The 1,171-nt window shown below is 76.1% G+C and carries 2 protein-coding genes and 1 pseudogene; all 3 read right to left on the reverse strand.

Going from position 1 to position 1,171, the window contains the following annotated elements; all coding sequences use genetic code 11:
* A partial coding sequence (locus V7E46_RS33570; RefSeq protein WP_333771931.1) for a hypothetical protein occupies positions 1–335 on the reverse strand: 335 nt, incomplete at its 3' end.
* Positions 335–814: a hypothetical protein gene (locus V7E46_RS33575; protein WP_333771932.1), complete on the reverse strand. Its 480-nt coding sequence runs from the start codon at positions 812–814 to the stop codon at positions 335–337. The genes V7E46_RS33575 and V7E46_RS33570, both read right to left, overlap by 1 nt.
* Positions 811–1,171, reverse strand: a pseudogene (locus V7E46_RS33580) (hypothetical protein); the annotation flags it as partial. The pseudogene V7E46_RS33580 and the gene V7E46_RS33575, both read right to left, overlap by 4 nt.

Raw genomic sequence — 1,171 nt, forward strand, 5'->3', positions numbered from 1 at the left:
GCCCAGGCCGCTCCGATCAGACCGACCATCGCGACGCTGGCCGCGGTGGGGGCGTAGGGGAGCAGGCGGGGGCCGAGCGTGGTGGCGGCGCCGGTTGCGGTGGTGCCGGTGATCACGGCGGCGACCGTGCCGATGCCGAGTCGCTCCAGGGTGTCGGCGAGCCCGCCGCCTGTCTTCGCCTTGGTCGCGGTGGTGCGGTGCAGACCGGTGCGGGCGGTGCGCCAGGCCCGGCGGGCGAGGATGCGGTGTCCGGCGAGGATGCGGCGGAGCAGGTGCCGGTCGGGCAGGTAGGGGCGGAGGTGGGGGCGGGCGAGTGCGCGCCGGGTGGTGGTCATCAGGCTGCCCCGGTGAGCTGGGCGACCAGGGTGCGGGCGAGGGTGACGAGCATGCCCCAGATGCCGCCGGCCTGGGCGTAGGTGACGGCGGCGGCGATGCCGAGCAGGGCCGGCCACACGGTGCGCTTCCAGCCGGGCAGGAAGGTCAGGGCGGTCAGGGCGAGCGCGAGGCCGCCTTCGCCGGGGTTGCCCAGGCCGCTGCCGGGGCCGAACGCGGCGGTGGGGACGGAGGCGATGCCGGTGGCTGCGGCGGCCCAGGAGCTGCCTGCGGCCATCCACAGTGTGCCGGTGACGATGCCGGTGGTGCCGATGCCGTCGCGGTGGTGGATGACTTTGAGGCGGCTGGCCTTGCGGATGCCGAAGAGGAGCACGAGGGCGGCGGCGAGGGCGAGGCCGGACAGGGTGATGCTGCCCAGGAGGTGTCCGTGGGCGCTGGGCGCGGCGGCGGGCGCCGGAGCGGCGAAGGTGATGGTGGTCATGTGGTTGCTCCGGGGGCGTAGAGGGCTGTGGCGAGGATCGCGGCGGCCAGCGGGATGCGGCAGGTCCAGGCGAGCGGGGGCCACCAGCTGCGGGTGCGGTGGGCGAGGTATCCGCCGGCGGTGAGGAGTCCGGCGGCCAGGATCAGGGCGGTGGTGGTGCCGGCGGTGTGGCCGCAGTCGGTGAGCCAGCAGGTCATGGCGGGCTGGAGGCCGAGGGCGTATCCGCAGTAGGCGCCGGCGGCGGTGGAGGCGGCCCACCGGGTGCGGCGGTTCAGGCCGCTGTACCAGGCGGTGGCGGGGTTGCGGTCACCGCGGTGCGCGCGGGGGTGGGGCTTCTTCCTCCGCTCCCCCTCGGGG

It is taken from the genome of Streptomyces sp. IBSBF 2435, from assembly GCF_036815005.1.
In the GTDB taxonomy this organism is placed as follows: domain Bacteria; phylum Actinomycetota; class Actinomycetes; order Streptomycetales; family Streptomycetaceae; genus Actinacidiphila.